The organism is Haloarcula limicola (genome assembly GCF_010119205.1).
Taxonomy (GTDB): Archaea; Halobacteriota; Halobacteria; order Halobacteriales; family Haloarculaceae; genus Haloarcula; species Haloarcula limicola.
In genome coordinates this window covers 66,130-79,720 of sequence record NZ_WRXM01000003.1, presented here as the reverse complement: position 1 = coordinate 79,720, position 13,591 = coordinate 66,130, and the positions used below count along the sequence as shown (strand labels likewise).

The window sequence follows — 13,591 nt, the reverse complement described above, 5'->3', positions numbered from 1 at the left end:
ACGTGAGAACGTGGGGCGGCCCGCCAGCCGAATCCCTCACTTAGTAGATACGATACGCACAAAATGAGTACCTGTTTTGCCTTCGAGGTTCAGAATGAAACTATGGCTACGATCGTCATCGGCTCAGTGCCCGCGGAAGAGTTCGCGCTGAAGCACACGCTCGACGAGCTCCCGGACGTAAAATTCGAGTGCGAGCGCATCATCAAGAGCGGCGAGGACGCCGTCATGCCCCTGATGTGGGCGCGAAACGTCGATAAGGAGGAGCTCGAGGCGGCGTTCGAGGACGACCCGAGCGTCGACAACGTCCGGCTGCTCGCCGATTTCGAGGACGAGTACCTCTACCGGATGGACTGGATCGATCAGGTCGAACTCCTGCTCGGGATGCTCACGAACTCCGAGGCCACCATCCTCGACGCCTACGGGAAGAAAGAGGAGTGGCGACTCCGCGTGATGTTCCCGACCCGCGATAAGTTCTCGGCCACCTACGAGTTCTGTAACGAACACGGGCTCACCTACGACGTCGAGTCGATCCGGGACATGGACGGCGAGCCCGCCGGCCGCTTCGGGCTCACCGAGGGCCAGTACCAGGCGCTCGTCCTCGCCGCGCAGGAGGGGTACTACAACGTCCCCCAGGAGAAGACGCTCGAAGAGCTCGCCAACGAACTCGACATCTCACATCAGGCCCTCTCCGAGCGGCTCCGTCGAGGGACCGAATCGCTCATCGAGGATACGCTCCTAGTCGGGACGGACCCCGACCTGATGTGAAAACGAGTCTCTTTCTCGGTCGGCGATCGTCTGCTGTCCCGGTCGCTCGCCGTTAGCGGAGGTACCGAACGATGCGGACCAGTACCGAGGCGAGCGTGCCGACGCCGGGGACACGAGACGAGAGCGCCGCCGCGCCGACGAGGAACGCCGCGGCCCACCGGTCGCCGCGGGTGAACGCGCGTGCGGCGTCGATGAGCGTCGAGATGATCGAGAGGTTGTTCCACATCGAACCGCCTGCCTTTGCGTTCTGCATATCCGTTCCAACGCGTTCCACCCACCAAAGTGGTAGGCTTGAGCCTGCTGGCAGTTTATCAGGCCGTTCGGGAGCCTCACTCGCGTTTCGTATCGCACGGTTCGGCTCGCCGCTAACGTCTCCTTTCTCCGAGCGGTCGGACGAATCTCGCCGCGACGGTTGAAACTGTCCGCTATCCGGTCAGGAAAGTACCTTCGCCGTACCGTCGAAGTTCGGTTGTCTTACCCCGGTTCCCCGAACGATACGAGTGATTTTTCGGGGTGCTTAACGGACCGTTTCAGCACTGTTTCATCGGTAGAACCGCCGGACAAGGGCTGAAACTCGCGGAATCCGTAGGAGTGTGAACCCCGTTTATCTATGTCCCCCGTAATCCGTTGGATATGTCGACTCTCGTATCGGGGAACGTCCCCTCGGAAGACTTAGTGCTCGATCACACGCTACAAACGTACCCGGACCTGACGTTCTCGGTCGAGCAGATCGTCTGCTCGGGGGACGGGTCGCTCATGCCGATGCTGTGGGTCCGCGGAAGCGAACGCAACGGCATCGAGGAGACGTTCGAGGAGGACCCCACGGTCGAGACGGTCACACACCTGCGCGAGCTCGAAGACGAGTGTCTCTTCCAGATGGACTGGCACGGAAACGTCAAGCTCGTCATCGACATGCTGACTCAGTCGGAGGCGACGATTCTGGACGTGACGGGCGCGGGCACGGAGTGGAACATCCGGATGCTCTACCCCGAGCGCTCGATGGTCTCGAAGGCCCACGACTTCTGTGACCAGCACGGGCTCGACTTCGAGGTCGAGAGCGTCCGAGAGATGGAGGGCGAGATGGCCGGGCGCTACGGCCTGACGACCTCACAGCACGAGGTGCTGTCGATGGCTGAATCGGAGGGATACTTCGAGGTCCCGCGACAGATCACGCAGGCCGAACTGGCCGAGAAGCTCGGTATCTCCCACCAGGCGCTCTCGGAGAGCCTCCGTCGAGCCACCGGCACGCTCGTCGAAGAGGCGCTGTAACCGGTCCGGTCTTCGCTACCCGGTTCTCTCGGCGGCTTTCCGGGCTCGCTGCGCCGCTCCGTCGTCGTCTTCCTCGCCAGTCCGGACTTCGCCGCTGCAACAGGTGGAGTCGGCTATCGGCCGGGAACGACAGATCTCGTCGCCGACCGTCGCGAGGCGAGCCGTACGTCACGAAATCCCATGCCTGCAACTGAAAGCGGTTAGCGCATACGGGTCAACCGCGTACTGTCTCGCGATTCGGTTATGACGACGCTTTCACGCTCTGGACTCTCTGGTGGCTCTCGTTGTCGAGACGGAAGAACGCTAACAGCGGCGTGGCTCGCCGACCCAGTTCGTAGGACGTATGAGCGATAGGTATCGCGGCCCTTGGGAGTACGAGACGCTGCGGGTCCCCAGAGGCGTCACGCAGAAGGAGGCGATCGACCCCAAGAGCGAACTCAACGAGTTGGGACGCGAGGGATGGGAGCTCACAGGGTCTGTCGATTACACCGGCGGCGGCGGGACGAAGTTTCTCCTGTTTAAACGTCCCGCGGAGCCCGACGCCGAGACGGAGCGATGAGCTCGTCTATCGATCCCGACGAGGACGTCAATGTCGACACCGAGACGGACCTCGAATCCGACGCCGACGCGGACATCGGCACGGCCAACACGATGCGTCAGCGAGCGGGCGAGAGCCGGGCGAAGCTCTGGGTTATGCTCGGCGCGAATCGCTTGCTGATAACCGGACTGCTGGCGCTCACCGTCTTCGTCGCCGTCCTCGTCGTCGGAACGCAGTTCTACCCGGGCTTCCACGCGGACCTGCAGACCGAGGACACCATCGAGACGATATTCTCGACGATGATCGGCGCGATAATCACCGGGACGACCCTCGTGGTGACCATCAGCCAGCTCGTCATCTCACAGGAGAACGGACCGCTGGGCGACCAGCACGAGCGAATGAGCAGCACGATGAACGTCCGGGACTACACGCGTGACCTCGTCGACCGCCCGGTTCCGGCCGACCCGTCCGCGTTCCTCCGCAACATAATCGACGCGTCGGGCGATCGTGCTCGCAAGCTGCGCGACTCCATCTCGGACAAGGACGACGACGAGCTGAAGGCGGAAGTCAACGAGTTCACGACCAGTCTACTCGGTAACGGACAGCAGGTCCGAGAGCAACTCGACGGCGCGTCGTTCGGATCCTTCGACGTTCTCTTCGCCGCGCTCAACTACAACTACGGGTGGAAGATCTTCCAGGCCGAGCGCATCAAGTACGATTACCAGGACAGCCTCACCGACGACGAGAAGGAGCTCATCGAGCAGTTGCGGACGACCCTCTCGATGTTCGGTCCCGGCCGCGAGCACGTCAAGACGCTGTACTTCGAGTGGGCCCTCATCAACCTCTCACAGCTCATCCTCTACATCTCGGTGCCGGCGCTCATCGTCGCCGGCGGGATGCTGGCGTTCGTCGACGGAACGTCCGTCACGGGGTCCTTCGTCGGCGTCGCACACATCACGATACTCGTCACCGCGGCGTTCACGGTGACGCTACTGCCGCATCTGCTGCTCGTCTCCTACATCGCGCGAGTGGCGACGGTCGCGAAGCGGACGCTCGCCATCGGTCCGCTCATCCTCAGAGAATCACAGCGCTGAGCGCCGGATACCGGCGCGAAAGAGGTATCCCGGGGTCCGCATCGGGGTCGAAAAGACGCGATTACTCTTCGGGCGTTCCGTCGCCGCCGTCGGTGCCGTCGAGCGGCCCCGTGTGATCGGCACCGCCCGCGTCGTGGACGCCGCTGGCGTCCGGGCCCGCGTCGACGTCTTCCGGCAGGTCCTCGTGGTCGAAGGCGAAGACGTCGCTGTCCTCGATGGCCGGCCCGATCATCTCCTGCAGCGTCGGCCCGGGCAGTGTCTCCTCGTCGAGCTCGACGAGCGTCTCGGTGACCTGCTGCGTGTCGACGTTCTCGACGGCGACGCGGAACGTCTTCGCGGCGACGCGGCTGCCGACCTCGCTGCCGAGCGTCTGCTTTGCGAGGCCCGCCGCTCCGCTCCCCCCGATGACCCGGGCGGCGAGAATGCGACCCACGGGGCGGCCAATCGCCTGTGCGAGGCGGTCGATATCGACCGGATCCTCCGCCGGTTCCTCGGCCAGTATCGCCTCGAAATCGACCGCTTCGAGGACCTCCTTCGCGACTTCGGTCGCGAACAGCGCGTCTAACCCCTGTTCGATGCGGTCCAGCTGTTCGTCGCCGGTAGAGTCACTCATTACGGGACGACGAACGCGTGCTACTCGGATACCGCTGCGGCCTTCGAATGCAACCACTCTCGACCGCGTTTCGCGGCGTGTGAACGCTGAGCGCAGAGGGGCCGGAGCGAAGAGCGGACGGTGACGCACACTTTCGGTATAGCCGGCATTTGCAAGCACAAACGGTTTGCGGAGAGAGCTACGAAGCGGATTATCTCGGCCCAGCGCCGTAGGGTCGCGAAACGAACCGGTCTAGCCGTCTTCGGTCGACTCCGCTTCGTCCGGGTCCGACCCCAGCGTCTCGGCGGACGTGACTTCCGGCGACACCGGATCACCTTCTAAGAGCTCTTCGAGGACGATTCTGACGGCCTGAATCCCGACGACGAGGAGGAACGGTCCCAGGAACAGCCCGTACCAGCCGAAGAGCATGGAGCCGAGGATGTACGCGAACAGGACCAGCCCCGTATGCGTCGTCTGTCCCGCCACCTTCGGCAGCAGGAACGTCATGGGGAGGAGGTCCAGGAGAACCAGCGAGACGACGAACAGCGCCGCAGGATAGACCAGCAGCGACGGATCGGCCCGGGCGGCTCGGACACCGAGGAAGGCGACGAGCGGGACGTAGACGAGCTTGCCGACGACGACGGGGACGAGACTGGCCAGTCCGGTGAGCAGCGCCAGCGCCGTCGGCGCCGGCATCGCGACCGCGGCGGGGGCGAGCAAGTTGTAGGCGTTGTACACCACCGCGGCGAGGACGGCGACGATGCCGACGAGGAGGACGTTCCCGAAGTAGATGGTGCCGAGGTCGTCGTCGACGGCGGTCACGTAGGCGTGCGCCGTGGTTCCCGTCCCGGCGACCGTCGAGCGGAACCAGGACGCGAGGCGGGCGTCGTCCCGCAGGAGGTAGAACGCGGCCGTCACGGCGAGAAACAGGTGCATCGTGCCGCCGGCGACCGTCGAGAGGACGCCCGCGCCGCGCTGGAGTAAGTCCATCGGTGACCCGGAGAGGCCGCCGGTCAGCGCCGAGCGGGCGCGCTCTATCAGGTCCAGCGAAGCCGGGTCGAGATACGGCTGTATCGCCTGTCTGAGCCCGTCGAGCGCGCCGGCCGACAGCAGCTGCGTGACGCCCATCACGACGACCGCGGTGATGAGCAGCAACGCGGGGAGCGCGACGACGAGCACCGAGACCAGCGCGGCCGTTCCCGGCGAGAGGACGGACTCCAACCGCCGGTTCAGCGGTCGGATACCGTAGTAGACGAAGAGCGCGAGCACGAACGTCCCGACGAACGAGTGGAGGACGAACAGGAGCGCCAGCCCGACCGCGACGACGAGCGCCCACCATCCGAGGCGCTCTCGGTCGAGCGTCGGAGACGAGAGGTCCATGTTTCCGCGTCGGGAGTCGCACGGAAAAATCCGGGCATATGGTCCTTCGGTGGCTCGGGCACAGTATGCCGGGGAAAGACCCGAGTGTCCCAACGCACGAGACAGGGCAATGAGTGAGCACGCTCGCACCGACGGGTTCGTCCCGTTCTTCAGGCAGTACACGAAGACGTGGCAGCACGCGGTGGCAACGGCGGCCCTGACGGCGTTCGGGACGCTGACGTTCATCAACCGCCTGTTCGCCGTCGTCGCCATCTCCGTCTATCTCCTCACGCCGGCCGCGCTCTACGTTCTGCGTTCCCCGTCGGAGGAAAAAGCGGCCGAATCGGACCGGCAGCCGAGCGACGCGAACGCGGAGTCAGCGGGGCCTGACCGCGATCGTGACGCGGAATCCGTCCGAGAAGGCGGTTCTCCGATCGAGTCGAGCGATACCGGGGCCGCGCGAGGAGCGGAGCCCTCGCGGGAGCCGGACGCGTCGTCGGGGGAACCGGCGTCGTCACGGGAGTCGGACCCGTCACAGGAGCCGGAATCCCCGCCCGCGTGGGCGACTGCGGACGTTCCCTGTGAAGAGACGCTCCACGACGCGGTCGTCGCCGACGGAACCGCCTACGCCGTCGGGTCCGAGGGGAGCGTGCTCGCCGACGACGGCGACGGCTGGGATACCGTACTGGCCGACGGCCCCGGCGCGCAGTCGAACGCGCTCCGCGGCGTCGACGCCGTCGAGGGCGGCGGCGTCTGGTTCGCCGGCGACAGCGGAGCCGTCGGTCGGCTGGACCCCGAGAGCGGCCGCCACGTCGATCTCTCCGCGCCGAACGACGACACGAACAACCTCGCGGACGTCGCCGTAGCGGGCACGCCCGGCGACGAGACGGTCCTGCTGATAGACGGCTCCGGCCGCGTCTGCCGCGGCCGGTACCGGGAGGGGGAGACGGCGTGGGAGGAGCCGGTGACGCCGGGAAGCGGCTCCAGTCTCGCCAGCGTCGCCCTCCGAGACGCGTCGGCCGGCTACGCCTGTGACACCAACCAGTGCGTCTTCGAGACGGACGACGGCGGGCGAACCTTCGCGCGGTCGGGGCTCGACGGGGCCGACGGGACGCTCACCGACGTCGCGGCGGACGAGGAGGGGTGCGCTGTCAGCGACGACAGCGGCGTCGTCCACCGCTACGACGGCCAGCGCTGGACGCCCGAGCGCCCGGACGAGGACGCGCTGTGGGCGCTCGCGCTCGACGAGACGCTGTGGCTCGCCAGCGGCGACGGCGGGACGGTGTACGAGCGGGCCGCGGACGCGACCGACTGGGAGCGGACGCCGACGCCGGCGACCGCCCCCCTCCGCGGGGTCGCGCTCGGCCGGGAGCGAGCGGTCGCCGTCGGCGCGGAGGGCACCGTCGTCGAACGTTCCCGACCGGAACCCCGCTGACAGCGCGCGACGGCGGGAAATGCATGCAGAACCCGCTTCGAGTTGGTAGCCGACTCCGCGGTATGGAACGCGGCGTCTCTTCGTCCGTCTCGACTACGGAAGGGGTCCGGGAACGGGCGCTGCACTGGTTTCTCCTGGGGGGAAACCGGATCGCCGTCGCGGCCTGTCTCACCGTTCTCGTGGTCGCCGTCATCGGCGGCCTCCTCCGGGCCGGACTGCTCACCGTCGGTCCGAGGAGTCAGGCGGCGACGGTGTTCGCGAGCGGGCTCACGTCCGGCGTCGTGACGCTCGTGACCATCTCGCTCTCGATCAACCAGTTCATCCTCTCGCGGGTGTTCGGCACGCCCGACTCGCTCTCGGACCGCCTCGACGGGACTCGGTCGCTCCGCGGGACCGTCGAGGAGCTCTCCGGGCAGCCGGCGAGTCCGAACGACCCCGCGGAGTTCCTCTCGCTCGTCGCGACGACGCTCAGCGACCGCGCGTCGTCCTTCGAGGAGACGGTCGCGGACTCGGACCGAGAGGTCCCCGACGGCGTCCGCGACGCGATGCGGGGCCTCCGCGAGTACGGCGACGACATCGACGACCTCCTCGAATCGGAGGAGAGCATCGTCGACGTGCTCGACGTCGTCCTCGGGACGGAGTACGCCCAGAACATGACCGCCGTTCGCCACGTCCGGAACGCGCACGCCGAGGCCCTTCCCCGGGAGCTGCGAGAGAACTTAGACGCCGTCGACGAGCTGCTGGAGGCCATCGCCGTCTCGCGGCAGTTCTTCAAGACGCTCTCGCTCCAGCAGGACTTCGCCCGGCTCTCACGGATCGTCGTCTACACCGGACTGGTCGCGCTGGTGACCAGCGTCTCGCTCACCTTCCTCTACCGGACGAACTCGACGACCACGATCCCGCCCTCGCTGCTCCCCCTCGTCGTCACGCTCGGTATCGGCGTCATCGTCTCGCCCTTCGCGGCGTTCATCGCCTACATCCTGCGCGCGGCGACGATCGCCCGCCGAACCGTCTCGGTCGGGCCGTTCATCCCGCCGGAGAAGCAGGATTGAACGCCGAAACTCCCGCTCTCCGGTCTTGCAGGCATGTGCAGGCATTACCGTTAGCAAGGGCGGAAGCGATTGTCCGGGCATGACGAACGAAAGCGAAAGCCGACAGCAGGCGCGGGAGAACCTCAACAAACAGCTCGAGAAGGCGAAGCGACGCGCACAGGACAGCAGGACACAGCAGACCGAGAACCTGAAGGCGGAACTCGGTCGCGTCGTCTTCGACCTCGCCGAGGAGAGGTTCCCCGACGAGGCCCGACAGCGCAAGCGACAGAGCGCGGCGACGGCGTTCGGCGTCGGCCTCGCCGTCGGCTTCCTCGCTCGGCACGTCCTCGGTCGGTAACGTCGCGCCGAGCGACTGCAGACGCGGTTTTTCTTCCGGTTTTCGCGATGTCGTCCGTCTCGTCGTCGGGCTACCGTGTGGTCTCCCGAGCGCCCGCCGCGGAGAAGCGGTCCGGTCCCGTAGAGATGCTCCCGTCTCGGCACTAGATCCGTCCTGAGTTAATAATTCGTAGCCCTAAGATTGCCAAAATAGGCCATCTAAGCGGTCGACGATAGCAGGTGGATTATTAACGGAGGAGGGACTAGTCTCCGATAATGACTGCGTCGAATGGGAGTTCGCCCGAACCGTCCGGTGGCTCCCACGAACACGACCACGCCGACGACGAGCACGGCCACGGGGACGGCGACCGCGTGGCCGAGACGGGGAGCGACGGGTCGGCCGTCGAGGCGGGCGACGACGAGGTCGCCCACCTCTCGGTCCCCGAGATGGACTGCCCGTCGTGTGCGGGCAAGGTCGAGAACAGCGTCCGGAAGCTCGACGGGATCGACGCCGTCGACCCGCAGGTGACGACCGGGACGCTGTCGGTGACCTTCGACGGCGGCGAGACGAGCGAATCTGATGTCGTCGAGCGCGTCGAGAAGGCCGGCTACGGCGTCGAGGACGCCGAGACGGTGACGGTGAAGTTCACCGTCCCCGAGATGGACTGCCCCTCCTGCGCGGGAAAGATAGAGAACGCGCTCTCGGAACTCGACGGCCTTTCGGCGTACGAGACCCAGCCCACGACCGGGAAGGTAACGGCCACTTACGACGCCGCCGCGCTCGGGGAGGCGGAGATCGTCTCGGCCATCGAAGCGGCCGGCTACGAGGTCACCGGGACGACCGGCGAGGGAGCCGAGAGCGGCGATTCCGAGGAGTCGGCGGAGAGCATCTGGCGGAGTTCCCGCGCGGTGAAGACGTGGGTAAGCGGGGTCTTCGTCGCGCTCGGGCTCCTGTTCGAGTTCGCCCTGAGCGGGCAGAACGCGCAGGTCGCCGCGGTCCTCGGTAGCGAGCTCCACGTCGCCGACGCCCTCTTCCTCGTCGCCATCGCCGTCGGCGGTCAGGAGATCCTCCGCAACGGGTACTACTCCGCGCGGAACCGCAACCTCGACATCGACTTCCTGATGTCGACGGCCATCCTCGGCGCGCTCGTCGCGAGCCTCGCCTTCGGCGAGGGCCTGTACTTCGAGGCCGCGACGCTCGCGTTCCTGTTCAGCATCGCCGAGTTGCTGGAGCGGTACGCGATGGACCGAGCGCGCAACTCGCTGACCGAACTGATGGACCTCTCGCCGGACGAGGCGACCGTCGTGCGCGACGGCGAGGAGGTGACGATCCCCGTCGATTCGGTCGAGGTCGGCGACGTCGTGGTCGTCAAACCCGGCGAGAAGGTTCCGATGGACGGCGCGGTCGTCGACGGCGAGAGCGCGGTCAATCAGGCCCCGATCACCGGCGAGAGCGTCCCCGTCGACAAGAGCGAGGGCGACGAGGTGTACGCCGGGACCATCAACGAGGAGGGATACCTCGAGGTGGAGGTCACCGCGAAAGCCGAGGACAACACCCTCTCGCGCATCGTCGAGATGGTCGAGGACGCCCAGTCGAACAAGACCGAACGCGAGCAGTTCGTCGAGCGGTTCTCGGCGTACTACACGCCGGTCGTCGTCGCGTTCGCCGCTCTCGTCACAGTCGCCTCGCCGTTCGTCCTCGCGACCTCGTGGTCGACCGCCGTCGTCTACGGTCTCACCCTGCTGGTGCTCGCCTGCCCCTGCGCGTTCGTCATCTCGACGCCCGTCTCCGTCGTGTCGGGCATCACCAGCGCGGCGAAGAACGGCGTGCTCGTCAAGGGCGGCAACCACCTCGAAGCGATGGGCGCGGTCGACGTCGTCGCCTTCGACAAGACCGGGACGCTCACGAAGGGCGAACTCACGGTCACCGACGTCGTCCCGCTGCACGGCAACGACGAGACGGACGTGCTCCGCTGTGCGCGCGGCCTCGAGCAGCGCAGCGAACACCCCATCGGCGAGGCCATCGTCGCCCACGCCGACGGGAAGTCGGCCGCCGGACGCGACATCGACGAGTTCGAGAGCATCACCGGCAAGGGCGTCAAGGCGGACCTCGACGGGACGCCGCACTTCGCGGGCAAACCCGGCCTGTTCGAGGAGCTGGGCTTCGACCTCTCGCACGTCCACGCGACGACCGACGGCGGCGTCGTCACCCGGACCGCACAGGCCATCTGCGAGCGCAACAACTGTCTCGACCTCTTGGAGGACACCGTGCCCGACCTGCAGGCGGAGGGCAAGACCGTCGTCCTCGTCGGGACCGAGGACGAACTTGAGGGCGTCATCGCCGTCGCCGACGAGGTCCGCCCCGAGGCGAAACGCGCCGTCGCCCGCCTGAAGGACCTCGGGGTCGAGCGCACCGTCATGCTCACCGGCGACAACGAGCGGACGGCCCGCGCGATCGCCGAGGAAGTCGGCGTCGACGACTACCGCGCGGAGCTGCTCCCCGACCAGAAGGTCGAGGCCATCGAGGGCCTCGTCGCCGAACACGACGGCGTGGCGATGGTCGGCGACGGCATCAACGACGCGCCGGCGCTGGCCACCGCGACGGTCGGCGTGGCGATGGGCGCCGCCGGGACCGACACGGCGCTCGAGACCGCCGACATCGCGCTGATGAGCGACGACCTCTCGAAACTGCCCTACCTCTACGAACTGGCCGGCGACGCCAACGGCGTCATCCGACAGAACGTCTGGGCCAGCCTCGCCGTGAAGGCGGGTCTCGCCGTCGCCGTCCCCTTCGGCTACGTCCCGATCTGGCTCGCGGTGCTCGCCGGCGACGCGGGCATGACGCTCGGCGTGACCGGGAACGCGATGCGCCTCTCGCGCCTCTCGCCGGAGGACGAGCAGGCCTCCGAGAGCGAGCGCAGCGCCTGACCCGGTTACACTCACGTCAGCGCGTACTCAAGTTCCTGCGGTCCGTACGTCCGTCCATGACGCCTCCGACACCGACACCCGGCATCCACCACGTGACCTGTATCGCGGGCGACCCCCAGCGGAACATGGACTTCTGGGTCGAGACGCTCGGCCTCCGCCTGGTCAAGCGGTCCATCAACCAGGACGACCCCGGCACCTACCACTTCTTCTTCGCCGACGCCGAGGGGACCCCCGGAACGAGCATGACGTTCTTCCCGTGGGAAGACATGAAACAGGGGAAGGTCGGTTCCGGACAGGTCTCCCGGACCGCCTTCCGCGTTCCCGAAGGCAGCCTCGACTACTGGGAGGACCGCTTCGAGGAGTACGGCGTCGACTACGACGAGCGCGTCGAGCGATTCGGCGAGACCGTGCTCCCGTTCCGAGACCCCGACGGCCTCCCGGTCGAACTCGTCGCGGTCGAGATCGGCGAGGACGACCCCACGGTCCCGTGGACGGAGTTCGTCCCCGAAGACGCCGCCATCCGGGGCTTCCACTCGGTGACGCTCTGGCTCGCCGACCCCGAACCCACGATGGACCTCCTCCGGACGATGGGTCTCGAAGAGGTCGGCACCGAACAGGCACAGGGCGACACGCCGGGCGACGAGCGAACTCGCTTCGCCGCCGACGGTCCGGTCGGCAAGTACGTCGACGTGCTCCCGACCATCCAGGGCGGGCGACAGGGTCACGGGACGGTCCACCACGTCGCCTTCCAGACGCCGACCGACGAAGACCAGCGAGCGATGCGCGAGGCCGTCCAGTCCGCCGGGCTCCGCCCGACTCAGCAGATCGACCGCCACTGGTTCCGCTCGGTCTACTTCAGGGAGTTCGGCGGCATCCTGTTCGAACTCGCCACCCGCGGCCCCGGCTACACCAGCGACGAGCCGCTCGACGACCTCGGCGGTCGACTCGTCCTCCCAGGGAAGTTCGAGGATCGACGCGAGGAGATAGAGGCCAACCTGACCGACGTGACGATTCCGACCGCCGATACCGTCGAAGCCGACGACTGACCCAGAGGCGTTCGGCGCGAGTATAAGTGGCGTCCGACTCCGTCGCCCGTTCGATGGGGCGGTTCGAGACCGCTGACCGGTGGAGTCGCGGCGAGACGCGGATTACTCCGAGAGGCCCTCGCCATCGGTCGAGACGGGCCGCGGCGTCCGCGTCGGTCGAGCGCCGACGGAGGCCGTCGACGCCGAGTCGTCACGCGCCAGTGCTCGCTGCTTTTCGATCTCCCCGTGAACGGCGTCAGTGACGCGCGGATGTTCCCCGAGCGGGTCGGCGTACTCCAGTCCGCCCCGAGCGAGTTCGAGCGCCGCCGGGATCCGGTCGTCCGTTATCTCCGACGGCGCGACGAACGCGGGCACCGCGACCGCCCGGGGCGTCGCGAGGTTGTAGCGGACGCACTCGACCGCCGGGTTCTGCAGGAGGTAACAGGTCAGCACCGCCCCGTACGCCGACTGGTCGCGCAGCCGCGCCGCGTGATAGTCGACCGTCTGTCGGTTGTACGGCTTCGAGTTGCTGCCGAACCCGACGAGGACGAGCGACGCGTCCTCGCCCGGCGACACCAGCGCCGCCCCGCGCTCCGCGAGCGCGTCTGTAATCGCCGGGCTCTGCCCGACCGGTTCGCAGTATCGGACGGTGCCGGAGGCGTGCGAGAGGAGCGCCGGGATCTCGTCGACGGTGTCGTAGGTATGGGCGGCACACATCGGGACGGCGTACACCGTCTCGGCGGAGAGTCCCTCTACAGTCTCTCGAAGCTCGCGGCGCGGTTCGCGCTCGTAGACGGCGACGTCGACGGCGTCGACGCGGGTACGAGCGGCGAGGCGGTCGGCGTGCGTTTCGAGCACCGCTCGCGTCACTTCCGTCCCCCGGCCGATGAGCAGGATCGATTCGGTCGTCATGACGACGCCCGGTATTGCAAGTACATTTTGATTACTCCAATTGCTCTTGTTTTGGCCAACGGAACCGGCCGTCAAATAAATTTTGGTGACCCCGGTCGGTCGCGTCTAGTCGAGCGCGAATTCTGTGGAGCGCGAGCGGACAGCCGGGCCGGCCGTGAAAATCGGCATCTGATCGCGCGTTGCGGGCCTTCCGCCGTCGAATGCCGCTGAGTTGTTCGAACCGCTTGAGGTGTAACGAGCGGAGAAGGGCTTCGCTCGCTGGCACGATGTGCCGAGCTATACGCTACCGGCCGGGTTCTGCCGAGCG

13 protein-coding genes are annotated in these 13,591 nt (G+C 67.0%); 9 read left to right on the top strand and 4 right to left on the bottom strand.

Annotated features, from left to right (window positions below; genetic code table 11):
* Positions 1 to 102 precede the first annotated feature (102 nt).
* Positions 103 to 765, top strand: a complete 663-nt coding sequence (locus GO488_RS15400) for a helix-turn-helix domain-containing protein (protein WP_162318740.1) — start codon at positions 103 to 105, stop codon at positions 763 to 765.
* Between the two features lie 52 nt (positions 766 to 817).
* On the opposite strand, the gene GO488_RS15395 is transcribed toward GO488_RS15400, so the two are convergent.
* Positions 818 to 1,018, bottom strand: coding sequence for a hypothetical protein (locus tag GO488_RS15395; protein WP_135305010.1), 201 nt, complete (start codon positions 1,016 to 1,018; stop codon positions 818 to 820).
* A gap of 380 nt (positions 1,019 to 1,398) precedes the next feature.
* On the opposite strand from GO488_RS15395, the gene GO488_RS15390 reads away from it, so the two are divergent.
* The 3 genes from GO488_RS15390 (at position 1,399) to GO488_RS15380 (ending at position 3,666) form a co-directional block, all read left to right on the top strand.
* The gene (locus GO488_RS15390; RefSeq protein WP_162318739.1) at positions 1,399 to 2,034 is read left to right on the top strand and encodes a helix-turn-helix domain-containing protein; all 636 of its coding nucleotides are present in this window, start codon (positions 1,399 to 1,401) and stop codon (positions 2,032 to 2,034) included.
* A 343-nt stretch (positions 2,035 to 2,377) separates the two neighbouring features.
* Positions 2,378 to 2,593, top strand: a complete 216-nt coding sequence (locus tag GO488_RS15385) for a Sp36 family protein (RefSeq protein ID WP_162318738.1) — start codon at positions 2,378 to 2,380, stop codon at positions 2,591 to 2,593.
* Positions 2,590 to 3,666, top strand: coding sequence for a DUF7972 family membrane protein (locus GO488_RS15380; protein WP_162318737.1), 1,077 nt, complete (start codon positions 2,590 to 2,592; stop codon positions 3,664 to 3,666). Before GO488_RS15385 ends, GO488_RS15380 begins: the two co-directional genes overlap by 4 nt.
* 61 nt (positions 3,667 to 3,727) lie before the next feature.
* Here the strand turns inward: GO488_RS15380 and GO488_RS15375 are convergent, their stop codons facing one another.
* Both GO488_RS15375 and GO488_RS15370 read right to left on the bottom strand, forming a co-directional pair.
* Positions 3,728 to 4,279 carry a hypothetical protein gene (locus GO488_RS15375; protein WP_162318736.1) on the bottom strand — a complete coding sequence of 184 codons (552 nt, stop codon included), beginning with the start codon at positions 4,277 to 4,279 and terminating at the stop codon, positions 3,728 to 3,730.
* Between the two features lie 231 nt (positions 4,280 to 4,510).
* Positions 4,511 to 5,638, bottom strand: a complete 1,128-nt coding sequence (locus tag GO488_RS15370) for an AI-2E family transporter (protein WP_162318735.1) — start codon at positions 5,636 to 5,638, stop codon at positions 4,511 to 4,513.
* Between the two features lie 109 nt (positions 5,639 to 5,747).
* Here GO488_RS15370 and GO488_RS15365 point away from each other — a divergent pair, with 109 nt between their 5' ends.
* From GO488_RS15365 to GO488_RS15345, 5 genes are all read left to right on the top strand, one after another.
* Complete coding sequence (locus GO488_RS15365; RefSeq protein WP_162318734.1) at positions 5,748 to 7,052, top strand: WD40/YVTN/BNR-like repeat-containing protein; 1,305 nt, start codon at positions 5,748 to 5,750, stop codon at positions 7,050 to 7,052.
* Between the two features lie 62 nt (positions 7,053 to 7,114).
* Positions 7,115 to 8,104 carry a DUF7972 family membrane protein gene (locus GO488_RS15360; protein WP_162318733.1) on the top strand — a complete coding sequence of 330 codons (990 nt, stop codon included), beginning with the start codon at positions 7,115 to 7,117 and terminating at the stop codon, positions 8,102 to 8,104.
* Positions 8,105 to 8,183: 79 nt separating this feature from the next.
* Entirely contained in the window at positions 8,184 to 8,441 is a 258-nt protein-coding gene (locus tag GO488_RS15355) for a hypothetical protein (RefSeq protein ID WP_162318732.1), read from the top strand.
* A 254-nt stretch (positions 8,442 to 8,695) separates the two neighbouring features.
* Positions 8,696 to 11,347 (top strand): heavy metal translocating P-type ATPase, encoded by a 2,652-nt coding sequence (locus tag GO488_RS15350; protein ID WP_162318731.1) that lies wholly within the window; start codon positions 8,696 to 8,698, stop codon positions 11,345 to 11,347.
* A 56-nt stretch (positions 11,348 to 11,403) separates the two neighbouring features.
* A complete protein-coding gene (locus tag GO488_RS15345) occupies positions 11,404 to 12,393 on the top strand; it encodes a ring-cleaving dioxygenase (RefSeq protein ID WP_162318730.1) in 990 nt (329 codons plus the stop codon).
* Positions 12,394 to 12,495: 102 nt separating this feature from the next.
* On the opposite strand, the gene GO488_RS15340 is transcribed toward GO488_RS15345, so the two are convergent.
* The gene (locus GO488_RS15340; protein WP_162318729.1) at positions 12,496 to 13,284 is read right to left on the bottom strand and encodes a CbiX/SirB N-terminal domain-containing protein; all 789 of its coding nucleotides are present in this window, start codon (positions 13,282 to 13,284) and stop codon (positions 12,496 to 12,498) included.
* Positions 13,285 to 13,591: the final 307 nt, after the last annotated feature.